This window comes from Haladaptatus sp. W1 (assembly GCF_001723155.1).
Lineage (GTDB): Archaea > Halobacteriota > Halobacteria > Halobacteriales > Haladaptataceae > Haladaptatus > Haladaptatus paucihalophilus.
Genome location: NZ_MEIH01000400.1, coordinates 1 through 16,135, shown reverse-complemented (window position 1 = coordinate 16,135; position 16,135 = coordinate 1). Strand labels below are relative to the sequence as shown.

The 16,135-nt window shown below is 62.3% G+C and carries 19 protein-coding genes and 1 pseudogene; 12 read left to right on the top strand and 8 right to left on the bottom strand.

Going from position 1 to position 16,135, the window contains the following annotated elements; genetic code table 11:
- A partial coding sequence (locus BG842_RS25335) for an N-acetyltransferase (RefSeq protein WP_139136266.1) occupies positions 1-217 on the top strand: 217 nt, incomplete at its 5' end.
- 97 nt (positions 218-314) lie between these two features.
- Here BG842_RS25335 and BG842_RS25330 read toward each other — a convergent pair.
- From BG842_RS25330 to BG842_RS25320, 3 genes are all read right to left on the bottom strand, one after another.
- On the bottom strand, positions 315-683 hold the full coding sequence (locus BG842_RS25330; protein WP_069452960.1) for a hypothetical protein: 369 nt from the start codon (positions 681-683) through the stop codon (positions 315-317).
- Positions 684-741: 58 nt separating this feature from the next.
- Positions 742-1,551: an alpha/beta fold hydrolase gene (locus tag BG842_RS25325; protein WP_069452959.1), complete on the bottom strand. Its 810-nt coding sequence runs from the start codon at positions 1,549-1,551 to the stop codon at positions 742-744.
- A gap of 103 nt (positions 1,552-1,654) precedes the next feature.
- Positions 1,655-2,221: a HalX domain-containing protein gene (locus tag BG842_RS25320; RefSeq protein ID WP_069452958.1), complete on the bottom strand. Its 567-nt coding sequence runs from the start codon at positions 2,219-2,221 to the stop codon at positions 1,655-1,657.
- 318 nt (positions 2,222-2,539) lie between these two features.
- On the opposite strand from BG842_RS25320, the gene BG842_RS32305 reads away from it, so the two are divergent.
- From BG842_RS32305 to BG842_RS25310, 3 genes are all read left to right on the top strand, one after another.
- Positions 2,540-2,713: a hypothetical protein gene (locus tag BG842_RS32305; RefSeq protein ID WP_254663478.1), complete on the top strand. Its 174-nt coding sequence runs from the start codon at positions 2,540-2,542 to the stop codon at positions 2,711-2,713.
- A 116-nt stretch (positions 2,714-2,829) separates the two neighbouring features.
- On the top strand, positions 2,830-3,120 hold the full coding sequence (locus tag BG842_RS30415) for a hypothetical protein (protein WP_175424290.1): 291 nt from the start codon (positions 2,830-2,832) through the stop codon (positions 3,118-3,120).
- A 123-nt stretch (positions 3,121-3,243) separates the two neighbouring features.
- Positions 3,244-3,786, top strand: a complete 543-nt coding sequence (locus BG842_RS25310; protein WP_069452956.1) for a SprT-like domain-containing protein — start codon at positions 3,244-3,246, stop codon at positions 3,784-3,786.
- 22 nt (positions 3,787-3,808) lie between these two features.
- Here the strand turns inward: BG842_RS25310 and BG842_RS25305 are convergent, their stop codons facing one another.
- Positions 3,809-4,060 carry a hypothetical protein gene (locus BG842_RS25305; protein ID WP_254663477.1) on the bottom strand — a complete coding sequence of 84 codons (252 nt, stop codon included), beginning with the start codon at positions 4,058-4,060 and terminating at the stop codon, positions 3,809-3,811.
- 186 nt (positions 4,061-4,246) lie between these two features.
- Positions 4,247-4,693, bottom strand: coding sequence for a universal stress protein (locus BG842_RS25300; RefSeq protein ID WP_069452954.1), 447 nt, complete (start codon positions 4,691-4,693; stop codon positions 4,247-4,249).
- Between the two features lie 154 nt (positions 4,694-4,847).
- On the opposite strand from BG842_RS25300, the gene BG842_RS25295 reads away from it, so the two are divergent.
- From BG842_RS25295 to hemG, 3 genes are all read left to right on the top strand, one after another.
- The gene (locus BG842_RS25295; protein ID WP_069452961.1) at positions 4,848-5,159 is read left to right on the top strand and encodes a helix-turn-helix domain-containing protein; all 312 of its coding nucleotides are present in this window, start codon (positions 4,848-4,850) and stop codon (positions 5,157-5,159) included.
- Between the two features lie 155 nt (positions 5,160-5,314).
- Positions 5,315-6,364, top strand: coding sequence for a ferrochelatase (hemH, locus tag BG842_RS25290; protein WP_069452953.1), 1,050 nt, complete (start codon positions 5,315-5,317; stop codon positions 6,362-6,364).
- A complete protein-coding gene (gene hemG / locus BG842_RS25285) occupies positions 6,337-7,650 on the top strand; it encodes a protoporphyrinogen oxidase (protein WP_254663476.1) in 1,314 nt (437 codons plus the stop codon). Before hemH ends, hemG begins: the two co-directional genes overlap by 28 nt.
- On the opposite strand, the gene BG842_RS25280 is transcribed toward hemG, so the two are convergent.
- The 3 genes from BG842_RS25280 to BG842_RS25270 all read right to left on the bottom strand — a co-directional run bounded on the left by BG842_RS25280 (position 7,651) and on the right by BG842_RS25270 (position 9,785).
- Positions 7,651-8,472, bottom strand: coding sequence for an ABC transporter permease subunit (locus BG842_RS25280; RefSeq protein WP_069452951.1), 822 nt, complete (start codon positions 8,470-8,472; stop codon positions 7,651-7,653).
- 35 nt (positions 8,473-8,507) lie between these two features.
- Positions 8,508-9,512: a uroporphyrinogen decarboxylase gene (hemE, locus tag BG842_RS25275; protein ID WP_069452950.1), complete on the bottom strand. Its 1,005-nt coding sequence runs from the start codon at positions 9,510-9,512 to the stop codon at positions 8,508-8,510.
- 75 nt (positions 9,513-9,587) lie between these two features.
- Positions 9,588-9,785 carry a heavy-metal-associated domain-containing protein gene (locus BG842_RS25270; RefSeq protein ID WP_007977116.1) on the bottom strand — a complete coding sequence of 66 codons (198 nt, stop codon included), beginning with the start codon at positions 9,783-9,785 and terminating at the stop codon, positions 9,588-9,590.
- A 275-nt stretch (positions 9,786-10,060) separates the two neighbouring features.
- Here BG842_RS25270 and BG842_RS25265 point away from each other — a divergent pair.
- The 5 genes and pseudogenes from BG842_RS25265 to BG842_RS25245 all read left to right on the top strand — a co-directional run.
- Positions 10,061-10,656 (top strand): annotated as a pseudogene (locus BG842_RS25265) (AsnC family transcriptional regulator).
- A gap of 63 nt (positions 10,657-10,719) precedes the next feature.
- A complete protein-coding gene (locus BG842_RS25260; RefSeq protein WP_069452949.1) occupies positions 10,720-12,483 on the top strand; it encodes a Rieske 2Fe-2S domain-containing protein in 1,764 nt (587 codons plus the stop codon).
- Positions 12,484-12,731: 248 nt separating this feature from the next.
- Positions 12,732-13,229 (top strand): transcriptional regulator NrdR, encoded by a 498-nt coding sequence (gene nrdR, locus BG842_RS25255; RefSeq protein WP_069452948.1) that lies wholly within the window; start codon positions 12,732-12,734, stop codon positions 13,227-13,229.
- Positions 13,226-15,673, top strand: coding sequence for a ribonucleoside-diphosphate reductase subunit alpha (locus tag BG842_RS25250; RefSeq protein WP_069452947.1), 2,448 nt, complete (start codon positions 13,226-13,228; stop codon positions 15,671-15,673). Before nrdR ends, BG842_RS25250 begins: the two co-directional genes overlap by 4 nt.
- Before the next feature lie 36 nt (positions 15,674-15,709).
- The coding region (locus BG842_RS25245) for a ribonucleotide-diphosphate reductase subunit beta (protein WP_175424289.1) at positions 15,710-16,135 on the top strand (426 nt) is incomplete at its 3' end.

Sequence of the window (16,135 nt, the reverse complement as noted above, 5' to 3'; positions counted from 1 at the left end):
GGACCATTGGGGGGATGGCATCGGAACCGCACTCTACGAGCGATTACGGGGCGATTTCCGGGACATCAACATGAAGCGAATCCGGGCGATGGTGCTCTCTCAAAACGATATGGGAATCGAGTTTTACCAGCGACTCGGATTCGAGAAAACGGACGAAGCGACCGTCGAAATCGGTCCCGGAGAGTACGACGAATCGGTGTACACGGTTGCGCTCTAACCGGAGTGAAGAACACAAAGCATTTATCGTATCCACGTCGATTTCAGCTTACCTTGGGTAGGGGTACACGAGGTATTCTTTATCGCCACACCGACAGTTACTGCTCTCCCGACCAGTCGTCCTCGAACAACTGGTAAGCGCTGGCGAGGTTGAAGAGGAGTTGGCGCTCCGACGCCCCGGCGTCGAGCGCGCGTGCGGTGGCGTGAACCACTTGCGAGTACTGTATCGTCTCCTCGTCCACCGTCGAGTGATCGTCGCCGAACTCGCCCCCTGAAAACGACGCTCGAACCGCCGCCCGCTGCTGTCGTTCGACGAGTTCGAACAACCGCCAGTAGTCCACACCGGCGCGCCGCGCGTCCACCATCGCCGCGACCACTCGGCGTTCGAACCGTCGTTCCGGCGATTCGGTCGCTTCCTCGTCCAATCCGAGCGCGGCCAGTATCTCGTCCGCCTCCTCGTCACCCATGTGCGAGGTCTGTGAACTCTAGCGCTTTACTATTACGGATAGTGAGGTCGAAAATATGTCAGTAATCGGCGTCGAACGACAACCGACGGAGAAACGTCCGCAGTTCCACGTATGCGGCCTCGTACTCGTCACGGAGCACGCAGTGTCCGGCGTCGGGAACGTGAACTAGTCGTCCATCCGTCAGTTCGTCGGCGAGGTCGAGGTCGGCCGCCCGCGTTTCCGGGTCGGCGTCGGCTTTCAAGACGAGCGTCGGACACTCGATATCCGGGAACGCGTCCGCCAACGGGGGATAGCCTTCACGGGCAATCTCCGCGATTTGCGAGCGACACTCGGCGTTCGCCACCGCGAGGCGTCGGGCCAGCGCCGGTTCGCGGTCGTCGTGGTCGGCTACGAGTGCTTCGAGCGACCGGTTCGACCACTCGCGGACGTTTTCGCGGACCATCCGCGCCCGCTCGTCGGGTCCGGTATCGGGAGGGCCGTGCACGCCAGCAGGGTCTTCGAGGACGACGGCACGCGGGATGTCGGGATGGGTCGCGGCCGTCCACGCCGCCGTCGAACCGCCCATCGAGTGGCCCACCAGAATCGGGTCGTCGAGCGAGAGCGCCCCCACGAGTCCCACGAGGTCGGCGACTCGGTCCTCGATGCCGTACCCCGACTCCGGTGCGTCCGACTGCCCGTGACCGCGGGCATCGTACATCACGAGGTCGTACTCGTCGGCGAGGTCCGCGGCCAACCGCTCCCAGCAGCGACCGTTGCTGTAAAAGCCGTGTGCCAGAACCAGCGTCGGCCCGTCGCCGGTGCGGTAGTACCGTAGCTCGACGCCGTTCACGGGGGCGGTGTTCGTCGTCCAGCCGTCGGGAAGGTTCATACTGAGACGGCCGTAGCGAGCGTAAAAAACACGTCGGAGGGGAGCGAGAGCGGGGTCGGCGGAATCGGAGGAAATAGAGCGAGATAACGGTGGTCGAATGATGTCAGTCGAGATCCTGAAACGCGCCGACGAAATCGTCGTGGCTCTGTAAGTTCTCGCGCGAGTCGTCGGCGACCTCGCGGAGGCGTTCGACGTCCCGCTTGAGTTCCTGATACCGCTCGTTGTCGCGCAGATTCGCTTCGTCCTTTTCGGTTTCGAGGACGGCGAGTTTCGAGGCGAGCGAGAAATATTCCTGCATCTGGGAGTCGTATTCGACCCGCGACAACATCCCGCTCACGGTCGTATAGAGGTTGTCTTTCGAAACCGGTTTGACGAGGTAGTCGTCGAATCCCATGTCGATGATATCGAAGTCGGGCTTGACGGCCGTCACCATCACCACACGGGAGTGGAGATCGCGGCTTCGAAGCTCCGCGAGCACTTCGTCCCCGGAGAGGCCGGGCATCCGACGGTCGAGGAGAACGACATCGACCTCATCGTCGAGCATGTCCAGCGCTTCACGGCCCTCGTATGCGCGTCGGACGTCGTAGGAATCTTCTAACCACGTCGCATACAAGTCCGTAACGTCTGCCTCGTCATCGACGACGAGAATCGTTGGTTCGTCAACAGCCATAATTGGTTCCAGGGGTCCTGTTTATCCATCGACCGCGGTTTGTTACTGAACCATTTGCTAAAGCATCTTTATATCTTGTGGTTACGAAATCCGTGAATGGCGAAAGACAGGTCCACACTCGGTACTTCTATCAGTTCGACAGTACCGAAATAAATAACACAGATGACACCCAATGAGGAACTGGTATGTCGAAAACCAGTGGTCGTTTTTGCCGGACACTCCGGCAGTAACACAACCCCCCAAGAACGATTCGAGCGACTTATCGAACTGCCACCCAGTGCAAAACTCGTCTACCGGGTTCTCACGGAAGATGCACCGATGACCCAGCAGCAGGTGCGCACCGACGCCCTGTTACCGGCCCGCACGACGCGAGACGCATTGATGAAACTGAAAGACGAAAATCTCGTCGAGGAACGACTCTATCTTCCCGACGCGCGAAAGCGGCTCTACGCGCCGCTCAAAGTCGAACGCCCGAACGACGAAACGGAGTAGCCGACTCCGCGTTTCACTCGACGGGTCGGTTTCTATCGAATGTGCGGTATATCGCAAGGAATCACGAGACCGCCGACCCATTCATACTTGTCCGTCACGTTTCTTCGACGGAAGGTATGACGAGAGACAAGCACGGTCGGTGGCGTCCGCGGCGGCCACGAATCGACCCGGCGGACTCTCGACGAGGAATAACGGAGCGCGAGCTGTTCGATCAGCTACGCGCCGAAATAGAGTCGCTCCGTCGACGCCTCGCGGAAGCCGAGGAGCGGGTGGAAGTCCTCGAAGCCGAGCGTAACCGGCGGGAACGCGTCGTCAGGGCGTGTTCCATGTGCGGCCGTGTCTGCACGCGTCCGGGACCCGGTGCTCACTGTCCGTACTGCAAGAACGGTCAGTTGGAGCGGATATGAGGAGACGGTAGAATCGGAGATGCGGAGAACGGAAGATAGTCGGGTCAGGGGAGCGGTCGAATCAGGGGGAAAACCGTCGCGGAGACGGGAGTTCTATAGTTCGCCGATTCGAACCGCTCGTCGATGGAACCGGAGACCCGCGAGGAACTGCTTTCCGCGGCCGAACGCTACGCGGAGACGGTTCCGATAGCGGTTGACCTCGACGCCGTAGAGTGGGAGTGCTCGGACCGGGCGGTACGCCGTGCGGGTGCCTGTCTGTACGACCGACGGGCGGCACGGGTGACGATTCGCTTGACGTGGGACGCCTATCGCTCGTTTGGATGGGACGAGTTCACGGGGACAATTCGACACGAACTGGTACACGCGTGGGAGTTTCAGCGGTTCGGCGAATCGGGTCACGGCCCGCGATTCGCCGAGAAAGCGAGGGAACTCGACGCGCCGCGCCACTGTCGGTCGTTCACGGATGCGCGACTTCGACTCGTCTGTTCGTCCTGTGACTGGGACGCGCGTCGCTTCCGCGCGTCGAAGGCAGTTAAACGACCCGAGCGGCGGCGGTGTGGGAACTGCGGCGCGCGCTATCGAGTCGAGCACGTCGAAAGCGGACGGCGCTGGCGAACGCACGCCGGGTATCTGGTCGCGCGGAGAAAGTTGGGGAACGATTGGTGAGACGGGCGGTAAAGACGGTCGCTCAGTCGGAAATCGTCTCGATAAACGAGAGCAGTTCGGCGAGGGGTTCCGCGTTGACTTCCGGATAGAGGGACCCGCTGGGAGCGTCAGGGGCGGAGAGAATGTCGGCGTCGTCCAGGACGGAGACGTGTTGCTGATAGAACGTCGTGTAGACGGTGGTCCGTTGGTTCGTGGTCCAGTCAGGACCGAACTCCCGGGACGTCACCTCGTCGACGAGCGTTCGCATCGGAATCACGTCCTCGACGTCTGCCATAATGGTAATCGCGTGACGGCGGCGCTCGACGCGACACAAGTTGAACAGTTCGTCTCGGGACAAGTGTATCGGCGAAGAGACGGGCTGACGACCGAACAATCGTCCGAACAATCGTCCGAACAGACGTACGACCGTCAGCGGAGCACCAACTTACCAGTTATGATGTAGAGAAATTAATACAGGCAATTATTCCGTTACGACAGTAACCGCGCCGTCGAAATCGAGGATGACCGACTGCGTTCGGTCGCCGAACAGGGCTTTCCCGGTGGGAGAGCGCTTTCGGCCCGCGAGGAACACGTGGTCGCAGTCGAGTTCGGTGGCGGCATCGAGAATCTGGTCGCGCTCGTCGCCGATGCGCCCGATTGCTTCGTATTCGACGTCGATACCGTCGAGGACTTCGCGCCCGATGTCTTGGGCGAACTGCCGGGCACCTTCGAGCGCCTGCCCGGCGGTGTAGGACGTTTCGAGATTCGGAATGCCTTCCAACGACGTGCGCGTATCCTCGTACTCCTCGTTGGTCGTGACGTGGAGCAAGACGAGTTCTGCCCCGACGCCCGCTGCCAATTCGCCCGCTTCCCGTACTAATTCTTTTGCCGATTCGGATGCCTCGACGATTGCGAGTGCTCGTTTCACACCAGATATTGCCAGAGTCGAAGGATAAATAAATTAGCTTTCGTTCGCGCCGAGTTTCCCCACTCTCGCGAGGGACAAGCGGTATCATTTCGTTACGTGGTTGGAATACGAACCGATTTATGCCTCCGCGGAGTTGGAGGGAACGAGAACACGAATGTCTGAGTCCGTCGAGAAGAACGTCTGTCCAGTCGTCGAATCCATCGAGCAAATCGGGTCGCAGTGGCGGTTGGTCGTCCTCCACGATTTACACGACGGCGAGAAGCGATTCAACGAACTCAAGCGCTCCACGGGAGCCAGTTCGCGGACCCTCTCGCGCGTGCTGGACGACCTCGGTGAGATGGGGTTCGTCAGTCGCCGTACAGAGGAGGACGCGCCGATAGCGACGTACTACAGCCTGAACGAGAAAGGTCGTTCGCTCTGTCCCATCTTCGAGGAACTCGAACTGTGGGCCGACGAGTGGCTCTGAGAACGTCTGCCCGCTGAAACGCGTCCTCGTATCGGGGGAAAAGCGCGCCCGCACTGTACGATTTCGAACGTCGAGACGCATCGCGGTTCATCGAACGCCTTCCGGTTCGTCCCGCAAACGACAACTATTCGGCGCGTCCGTCCCGACATTCGACTATGACGACTGGCGTCGTGGTACTCAACTTCGGAGAGCCGGACGAACCGACGCGAGAGAGCGTCCTCGATTATCTCGAGCGCATTTTCATGAATAACGCCGACCTCGAAGGTGACACCACCGAAGAGGAAGCGCGACAGCGCTCCCGGCAACTGGCCGAACGACGCGCGCCCGGTCTCATCGAAGAGTACGAGGAGATTGGCGGGTCGCCGCTCGACCCGCAAGCAAAAGCGCAGGCCGACGCGCTGGAAGCCGAACTCGACGCGCGGGGGTTCGACGCGACGACCTACACTGGCTTCCAATTCACCGAACCGTTCATCGCCGACGCCGTGGAGAATGCTCACGAGGACGGCGTGGACGAACTCATCGGCCTGCCCGTCTACCCGCTCTGCGGTGCCTCGACCACCGTCGCCTCCCTCGAAGAGCTCACGGAGGCGGTGGACGACCGCGACTGGGACGTCCCGGTCCACGAAATCACCGGCTGGCACAAACACCCGACGTACAACCGGATTCGCGCGGAGAACATCCGAGCGTTCGCGGATGAGGAGGGCATCGACGTGACCGACGACGACACCGAACTCCTCTTTTCGGCTCACGGGACGCCGAGTCACTATCTGGACGAAGGGAGTCGCTACGACGTCTACGTCGAGGAGTTCTGTGACGTGATGGCGAGCGAGCTCGGCGCCGAGTCGTACTCGCTCGGCTTCCAAAACCACGGCAACCGGAAGATTCCGTGGACCGAACCCGACGTCGAGGAGGTCGTCGCCGACATCGACGCCGAGCGCGTCGTTGTCGAACCCATCAGCTTCATGCACGAACAGAGCGAGACGCTCTCGGAGTTGGACGACGAACTCCGCGAGGAGGCCGAGGCGGTCGGACTCGACTTCTACCGGGTTCCCGTCCCGCACGACGACGAGCGATTCGCGGGCGTCCTCGCCGACCTCGTGGAGCCGTTCGTCGCCGACTTCGACCCCTCCTACTACCAGTTCCGCCAGTGCCAGTGTAAGGACACGCCCGGCACGATGTGCCTCAACGCCCCGTTCAGCCGATGACGGTCGGAATCATCGGTGCGGGCATCACGGGGCTGGCGCTCGCCCACCACCTCGACGGGACGGAAATCGAGTACGTCGTCCTCGAAGCCGACGACGAACCCGGCGGCGTGATTCGGAGCGGGCGCGTCGATGGCTACCTGCTGGAGTGGGGCCCACAGCGACTCCGACGGACGGGACCGGTGGACGAACTCGTCACCGACCTCGGGCTGGACGGCGAGGTCATCGAAGCCGGGGACACGAAATTGTTCGTCTATGCGAACGGCGACCTCCGGCGTGCGCCGTTCACCATCGAGGAGTTCGGCCACACCGACCTGCTCTCGTGGCGCGGCAAACTCGACGTGCTGAAAGAACCCCAAACCGCCCCCGCGGACCCCGAGGAGACCGCCGCGGAGATGTTCACCCGGAAGTTCGGCGAGGAGGCGTACGAGAACCTCATCGGTCCGCTGTTCGGCGGGACGTACGGCTCGCTTCCCGAGCGAATGCCGGTCAAACACTCGCTTTCCGGCGTGTTGCGGATGGAAGAGAAGTACGGCGACCTGCTGACCCCCGTCCTGAAACGCGCCATGGCGGGCGGCAGTTCGGCTCCCGCCATGTCCTTCGAAGAGGGCGTCCAACAACTTCCGACGGCCCTGTACGAGGCCCACCGGGAGAACGTTCATCTGGAAACCCCCGTCACCGAGATTCGGGAGGAGAACGAGCGGTTCGTCCTCGAAACGGACGACGAGTCGTTCGAGGTCGATAACGTCGTTGTCACGACGCCCGCCGAAATGAGCGCCGACCTGCTGGTCCCGCTCACCGAGAGCGCGGACGCGCTCCGGCGGCTGAACTACAACCCGCTCGCGTTCGTCCACCTCCGCGCCGATTCCGACCGGGACGGCTTCGGCTATCAGGTCCGCCACGACGAGGACCTCGACACGCTCGGCGTCTCGTGGAACGCGAGAATGTTCGGCCGGAACGGACGGTCGAACGACGGCGCGGACGAGGCAGGAGGGGTCTACACCGTCTTCCTCGGCGGGATGAAAAAGCCCGAACTGCTCGAAGAGAGTGACGAAACGCTCGGCGACATCGCCGCGACGGAGTTCGCTGAGGTGATGGGAACCGAGGCCGAGGTGTTGAGCGTCAACAAACTCGACCGAGGATTCCCCGCCTACGACGCGTCGTGGGACGCGCTGGAGGAGTTCGAGGCCCCGGACGGCATCCACCTCGCCACGAACTACACCGCGCGGATGGGCGTCCCGAGTCGGATTCGGGAGGCGAAGGCGCTGGCGGAGCGGTTCGCGGAGTAATTACTGGATTTCGGCGCTTTCGAACCGCCAGTAACCGACCGCGAGCGGGACGATTCCCCAAAAGAGCAGGACGACGAGGAACAGCCACGGGGAGAGATACGCCGGGGATTGGCCGCCCGAGGCAATTCGGAGGGTCGGCGGAAGCGAGGTTCGAAGCAATCCCTCGTACGCGCCGGACGGACTCAGCCATTGCACGAGGTAGGTCCACGCCGGATAGGGAGCGACCATCATCGAAGAACCTGTTTTGAAGTACGCGACGATATTGACCAACATACCCCAGAACAACTGGAAGAGGGCGAACGCGCCGACCGCGAGGATTCCGGCGCGGCGGTTCGATTTCGCCAGTCCCGACAGTCCGACGCCGATTGCAACGTACACGATACCGAGGAGGACCGTCGCCGCCGTGAACAGCGCGTACGGTCCGAGCGAAAAGCGGCCGAACTGCGAGACAATGAAGACGATGGCGAGGAGGAAACTCGCCAACGATGGGACGAGAGCGACACCGCAGCGAGAGAGGAACTTGCCGCCGAACACGTCCCGTCGAGAGTGTGGCAAGCCGAGCAGCAGTTTTAGCGACCCCGACTCGCGTTCACTGGCGACCGCGCTGTACCCGACGAACAGTCCGACGAGCGGAACGAGCACCTGTGCCGCGGAGTAGACGTATTCCACCACATCAACCGCACTTCCAGTGCTGTAGGAGTGGATCGTATAGAAGTACGACCACAGGACAACGAGCAGGGAGAGGACGACCGAAACGGCCCAGAACGACTTCTTCCGAGCAAAATCGAAAAAATCCTTTCGGGCGACCAATCGGAGGGACATAAATCCGAACTGACGCTATTTTGCTATAAAGATGCCTATCGTTCGATTTCCTTCGCCGCGTCCACGAACGCCTTCGCGTTCTCGACGGGCGTCGTTCGGTCGATGCCGTGGCCGAGATTGAGGATGTGGCCGGAATCGCCCGCCTTCTCGATGACCTCGTGGGTCTTCTCCTTGACGAACTCGGGACTCCCGAGCAGGTAGGAGGGGTCGAGGTTCCCCTGCACCGGCGTGTCGCCCAACTGCTCGCGAGCGTCGGCCATGTCCACCGTCCAGTCGAGGCCGACGACATCCGCGCCCGATTCGGCGAGCAGGTCGAGTTTGCCGCCGGGGTGGCGCGCGAAAACGATGGAGGGGACGTCGATGGCGTCGAAGATGCGCTGGTGGAGCGGCAGGACGAACTCCCGGTAGTCGTCCGGCGTCAACACGCCCGCCCACGTGTCGAACACCTGCACCACGTCCGCGCCCTGCTCGACTTGATACCGAACGTACTCCTCCACCACGTCGGTGAACATCGAGAGGAGGTCGCGGAACGCTTCGGGGTGGTTGGTTCGGAACCGCCGAATCGGTTTTCTAGACGTGGGTTCGTCGCCGACGACGTACGAGGCGAGGGTGTACGGGCCGCCGGAGAAGCCGATGATGCTCGTTTCGTCGCCGATGCTCGCTTGCAATCGGGTCAGCAAGTCACCGACGTAGCCGATTTCCGTGGCGACGTCGGCGAACTCGGTCGGCACGTCGCTCGGATCGGTGACGGGGTTAGAGACGACGGGGCCGACGCCGCTCTCGATGCGGTAGTCGAAACCGAGCGGTTCGAGGACGGTGAGGATGTCCGAGAACATGACGAGACCGTCCGGTTCGAACAGTTCCCACGGGAGGAGGGTAATCCGCTCGGCCACGTCCGGGGTCTTGATGGCCTCCTTGAACGTGTACTGTTCGCGGATGTCGCGGTACTCCGGGATGTATCGTCCGGCCTGTCGCATCAACCAAACCGGTGGGCGTTCGGTCCGTTCGCCGCGTGCCGCCCGAACCAACAGGTCGCTCATGTGCCGAGATTGGCCGGATAGCGTCTAAGCGTTTCGACTCGTCCTATTTCGAGCGGCGGAAAAAGCGAGAGCGTTTCAGGCCGAGGCGTCGTACCCGGCGTCCTCGACGGCGGCGACGATATCGGCGTCGTTCGCGTCGCCTTCGACGGTCGCCGTTCCCGCCTCGTGGTCCGCGCTGGCGTCCGAGACGCCCGAAACGTCTTCGAGCGCTTCGACGACGTTCTGCTCACAGCCACCGCAACTCATTCCGTCCACATCGATGGTTCGAACCATACTCACGGTTACTCACCCGTTGCTTTTTGCGATTTCGGAAAAATATCCAAAGCCGTTCCGTCGAATTCGAACGGGGGAAAGGAGGCGTGAAAAGAGGACTCGTGAGGGAGACGCGACGGGGGAGCGGGAGTCGTCGAAGGGAGAGAGAAGTTCGGAGATAATTCGTTTTTTAAACAAGCGGAATTTTGTATTTCACCGAATATACACAGGAAGTCAGCGGCAGAAAAGCGAGATAACGAAAACTGTTTTTATTCTATAACGCTAACTGAGGTGTAATGCGACAACTCGACGACACTGACCGGGAGATAATCCGGTTGCTTGTAGAGGACGCACGCCGCCCCTACAACGAAATCGCGGAAACGGTCGGCCTCTCGCCGCCGACGGTCTCCGACCGCGTGGAACGGTTACGAGAAATCGGTATCATCCGCCGGTTCACCGCGGACTTGGACCAAGGAATCCTCATCGACGGCCTCTCGTTGCTCGTCACGGTCAACGCCAAACCGGGACACGTGGACGCCATCAAGGGCTCGCTCAGTTCGTTCGACGGCGTGGAGCACGTCTTCGTCACCGCCGACGCGCACATCGTCTGTAAGGCGAACTTACACGAGCATGCGGTCGAGGCGCTGCTCTCCGACGCCATCGAGGAGGACGCCGTACGCGATTACGACGTCCAGTTGCTCGTTGACGAGGAGTGGAACCCGCAACCGGGAACCATCGAGTTCGCTCCCGATTGCGTCGAGTGTGGCAACACCGTCACGAACGAGGGGAATCGACGCGCATCGACGGCGAACTGTACCACTTCTGTTGTTCGTCGTGCAAGGGGCAGTTCGCCGAGCGATACGAACGACTACAGGAAGGTGCCGCCGACTGACACACCGGTTACATAAATCCGTTTCAGGGAAGGGTTTTGGTGCCATGTACCAAACGACGAGACATGGCAACCGAACAATCGTTCGTCCGGGTCGCCGACGCGGACGACCTCCGGGAGGACAGCCCGCAAATCGTCCACGCTGACGGCCACTCCATCGGACTCTTTTTCCACGAAGGGGAGGTTCACGCCGTCGATAACCGGTGTCCGCACATGGGGTTCCCGCTCACGAAGGGGTCGGTCGACGACGGCATCCTCACCTGTCACTGGCACCACGCGCGGTTCGAACTGTCCTGCGGGGACACGTTCGACCCGTTCGCCGACGACGTGCGGACCTATCCCGTCGAGGTCCGGGACGGAGACGTATACGTCCAACCGAATCCGCCGCGGGACGAACCGCCCGAAGAGCATTGGCGGAATCGACTCGGACACGGCCTTCGAGAGAACATCAGCCTCGTCGTCGCCAAATCGGTCATCGGGTTGGAGTCCGAGGAGGTTCCGTCCACCGTCCCGGTGGAACTCGGGACGGAGTTCGGAACGCACTACCGCCAAGCCGGATGGGGTCGGGGACTGACGACGCTGGGCGTAATGACGAACCTCCTCCCCGCGCTCCGCCCGGAGGACCGCCGCCGGGCGCTCTACGTCGGATTGACGGAGGTGGCGGACAACTGTTCCGGCGAACCGCCGTTCTTCGTGCAGGAGGCGCTTTCGACGGACGACGTGTCAGCCGAACGGCTCACGGAGTGGTTCCGCGACAACATCGAAGTCCGGGACTCGGACGGTGCAGAACGCGTCCTTCGAGCGGGAATCACGGCGGACCTCGACGAGTCCGACGTCGCGGGGATGCTCGTCGCCGCCGCGACGGACCACCTGTACCTCGACACCGGCCACCGGTTGGACTTCATCAACAAGGCGTTCGAGACGCTCGACCACATCGGGTGGGAGCGCGCGGACGACGTGCTTCCCAGCCTCGTCCCCGGACTGGCGTCGGCCAACCGCGCGGAGGAGAACTCCTCGTGGCGACAGCCCATCGACGTGGCGCAACTGTGTTTCGACGCCGCCGAGGAACTGCCGGACTTGCTCGAAGCGGGCGAGGGCAAGACGTGGGAGGAACCCGACGATTTCGTGGACGTGCTCCTCGGCGAGGACCCGCACGCTATCGTGGACGCGGTGACGGACGCCATCGAAAACGGCGCGACGGCGACCGAACTCGCCCGCGTCGTGACGTTCGCCGCGGCGCGCCGCGTCGCCCACTTCGGCACGTCGAACGAGTTCGGCGACTGGAACACGGTCCATCACAGCTACACCTACGCGAACGCGGTGGACGGACTCTCCCGGCGGACTGACGCACCGGAGGTGTACCGCGGCGTCTTCGATGCCGCGATGAACGTCTACCTCGACCGATTCCTCAACACGCCGCCGACGCCGATTCCAGACCCGGACGGGGACCGTGACCCCGACGCCGCGCTCGACGAACTGATGGAGACCTTCGAGGTGGAGGCCGACGAAGAGGTGGACCTCGCCGGGGAATCGACCGCGGCGTACCTCGCCGCCGGAGGCGACGCGGACCGACTGAAGCGAAAACTCGGGGAAGCGTTGGTGCGCGAGGACGTCGGCTTCCACACCCGACAGAACGTCGAAGTGGCCTTCGGGCAGTACGACGCGCTCGCGGGCGAAGGAACCGAAGAGAGCGAACGAAGGGCGCGGATTCACCTCATCGCCACCGCGCGCTATCTCTCGGCCCACACTCCGACGCGGCGAGCGGGCGAGCAGACGTTCCGAATCGCGGAACGGCTCCACCAAGGCGAGAACATCCACGAGATGGACTGAGCGCCGTCTCCTGTCGCCGGAATCGAGACGGTCCGATTTTCGAATAACTGGCTCCGATAGCGGCGTCCGCGGCCGTTTTCGTCGTTCGAACCGGTGGTCGCTATCGCCCTAATACAACTGAATTTGTTTTACTGCAATTGAATTGGGTAAAGTTTATGGGTGCCCGTCGGGACACCACATATAGCGGTTAGAGCAGGGTACGCCCCACATGTGGGCTTACAAGACTGGAGGTACAAGGAGTGACAACTATGGACTGCCCGGACTGCGGGAACGAGCGGACGCGAGTCATCGACACCACGAGTGCCGACGGAACATCGGTACGGCGGCGGCGCGAGTGCCAACGCTGCTCGTTTCGGTTTACCACGTACGAGCGTCCGGAGTGGGACTCCCTCCAGGTGAAAAAGCGCGACGGGAACATCGAGTCGTTCAGCCGCGAGAAGCTCCGCGCGGGTATCGAACGAGCCGTGGAGAAGCGCCACGTGAGCGAGGCGGACGTGACGACCTTGGTGGAAGCGGTCGAGTCCGAGTTGGGAAACCGAGAAACTCGAATCGTCTCGTCCAGCCTCGTCGGCGACCTCGTTTCCGAACGCCTCCGCGAACTCGACCAGGTCGCGTACATCCGGTTCGTTTCGGTGTACAAGGCCTTTTCCGAACCCGAGGAATTCCTCCGCGAACTCGACGCCGTTCTCGACGCGGAACTCGACGACGACCCGCCGCATCCAACCGATGATACCGATAATCCATGAGTCAACGAACACCGACGACGACCACCGACGTACGGTCCATCCTCAACCGAGCACGAACAGGCTACGAAACCGCACTCCCCGAGGACGAGTGTGAAACCCTCGCCAGCGAAATCGAACGCACCCTCTACGACGGCGCGTCCACCGACGAAGTGTATCAGGCCGTTACACAGGCGCTTTCCGCGCGAGTCGAGCGCGAGCCGGCGTTCAAACGAATCGCGGCCGCGGCCTTCCGACAGGGGTACTACCACGAAGTCATCGGCGAGAACCTCCGGGGTTATGAACTGGACCGCGAGTACCGCGCGACCTTCATCGACAACCTCGAACGCGCGGTCGAAATCGGACGCCTCGACGAGCGACTACCCGAACGATTCGACCTCGACGACCTCGCGTCCTATCTCGAACCGGACCGCGACGAGCGCTTCGAGTACATGGCGATGGAGACGCTGGCCCAGCGCTACTTCCTCAAAACCGAGGAGAACGGCGAGCGGCTCGAACTCCCGCAAGCGTTCTGGATGCGGGTCGCCATGGGCCTCACCGTCGAAGAGGACGACCCGCAACGCCGGGCGAAGGAGTTCTACGACGTCCTCTCGAAGCTGGAGTTCACCCCTTCGACGCCGACGCTGTTCCACAGCGGCTCGACCCACCCGCAGCTCTCCTCGTGCTACCTGACGACCGTCTCGGACGACCTCGAACACATCTTCGACTCGTACAACCACCACGCCCACCTCTCGAAGTGGAGCGGCGGCCTCGGCAACGACTGGACGAACCTCCGGGCGAGCGGCGCGCTCATCGAATCGACCGGCGTCGAATCGACCGGCGTCGTACCCTTCCTCCGCATCAGCAACGACGTGACGGCGGCCATCAACCGCTCCGGGAAGCGACGCGGCGCGGCCTGTGCCTACCTCGCCTGCTGGCACCTCGACTTCCCGGCGTTCATCGACCTGAAGCGCAACACCGGCGACGAGCGGCGGCGCACGCCGGACATGAACACGGCCGCGTGGATTCCGGACCTGTTCATGAAGCGGGTCGAAGCGGGCGAGGAGTGGACGCTGTTCAGCCCCGACGAGGTGCCCGACCTCCACGACCTGTCCGGCGAGGCGTTCGCCGAGAAGTATCGGGAGTACGAACGCCGAGCAGAAGCGGGCGAGTTCAGGCAGTACGAGCGCGTCGATGCGGAGGAACTGTGGCGAAAGACGCTCACGCGACTGTTCGAGACGGGCCACCCGTGGCTGACGTTCAAGGACCCGTGTAACGTCCGCTCACCGCAGGACCACGCCGGGACGGTTCACTCTTCGAACCTCTGTACCGAAATCACGCTGAACACGAGCGAGGACGAACACGCCGTCTGCAACCTCGGCAGCGTGAACTTTGCGACGCACGTTTCGGGCGGCGAACTGAATCGCGACCACCTCGCCGAGACCATCGAAACCGCGATGCGGATGCTGGACAACGTGGTTGACCTCTGCTTTTACCCGACGGACGAGGCCGAACACTCGAACATGCAGCATCGGCCGGTGGGGCTCGGCACGATGGGATTCCACGACGCGCTGATGGAACTGGGAATCCCCATGGACTCCGAGGACGCGATCGAGAAAGCGAACCGCTGGCAGGAGTTCGTCTCCTATCACGCCATTCACAACTCCTCGAAACTCGCGGCGGAGCGCGGGACCTACCCGTCCTACGAGGGGTCAAAGTGGGACCGCGGGATGCTCCCGCAGGATACCGTAGATACGCTCGAAGCCGAACGCGGCCGCGAGATTCCGACCGAACGCGAGGAGACGCTCGACTGGTACGTCGTCCGCGAACACGTCGAGGAGCACGGCATGCGGAACTCGAACACGATGGCCATCGCGCCGACGGCGACCGTCTCGACCATCAACGGAACCACGCCCTCCATCGAACCGATGTACTCGAACCTCTACGTGAAATCGAACATGTCCGGGGAGTTCACTGTCGTCAACGACCACCTCGTGGACGACTTGAAAGCCCTCGACCTGTGGGACGAGGAGATGGTGGACCGCATCAAATACCACGACGGGACGATTCAGGAAATCGACACCGTTCCGGACGACCTGAAGGAACTGTACCGGGGTGCGTTCGAAATCGACCCGCGCCACCAACTCCGCCTGACCGCGCACCGACAGACGTGGATAGACCAGTCCGTCTCGCACAACGTCTTTTTCCCCTCGACCGACGGCACCCTGCTCGACGACGTGTACAAGACGGCGTGGCGGTTGGGACTAAAGACGACCTACTACCTCCGCACGCTCGGCGCGTCGGGAATCGAGAAATCGACGCTCGACATGGCCGAATACGGAAAGAGCCAGCACCGGGACGGATTCGGAACCGACCCCGACGACGACGGGAGCGGGGACGCCGACAGCGGAGACGGCGAAACCGACCTCTGCACCGTCGAGGACCCCACTTGCGACGCCTGCCAGTGACACGACCGACGCGATAACATACCTCACGAACGATACATGCCGATACTCGACACCGACAACGAACACGACCCGAACAAGATACTGCCGCTCGACTACGACTGGGCCCGCGACTACTACGAGGCGGGCGTCAACAACAACTGGGTTCCGGAGGAAATCCCGATGCAGGACGACATCTCCCAGTGGAACGGCGATGCCCTGTCCGACGCCGAGCGCCAACTCATCGAGTGGAACCTCGGGTTCTTCTCGACGGCGGAATCGCTCACCGCGAACAACATCGTCCTCGCGCTCTACGAGTACGTGACGGCTCCGGAGTGTCGCCAGTACCTCCTCCGACAGGCCTACGAGGAGGCGATTCACACGGACACGTTCATCTACTGCTGTGACTCGCTCGGCTTCGACCCCGACTACCTCTACGGGATGTACGACCGGGTTCCCTCCATCGCCGAGAAGGACGAGTTCGTC